Below are 255 nucleotides of genomic sequence, written 5' to 3' on the forward strand. Positions count from 1 at the left end.
GTCTGACAGGGTGATTTACGATGTCACAGCCAGGAATAACGGTTTATTTGGCCGCTTTGCCTTCCTGCCTAAGCGTTGATTGAATATTAAAGGGACTTGCCCTAAGTTGTTAGCGAGTTAATCTGGCAATCATATTCAAAAAAATTGAAGGCTAACCATGAGCAAAGAACGCGCGTTGACCCTGGAGGCGATCCGGGTGCTGGATGCCATAGAGAGGCGGGGCAGCTTCGCCGCCGCCGCCGACGAGCTGGGCAA

At 51.8% G+C, this 255-nt stretch carries 1 pseudogene; it reads left to right on the forward strand.

Features of this window, described 5'->3' with window-relative positions:
• Nucleotides 1-157: 157 nt before the first annotated feature.
• A pseudogene (locus tag ACLHZ1_RS20840) lies at nt 158-255 on the forward strand (LysR family transcriptional regulator); the annotation flags it as partial.

The sequence above is a fragment of the Aeromonas sobria genome, from assembly GCF_050266975.1.
GTDB lineage: Bacteria > Pseudomonadota > Gammaproteobacteria > Enterobacterales > Aeromonadaceae > Aeromonas > Aeromonas sobria_B.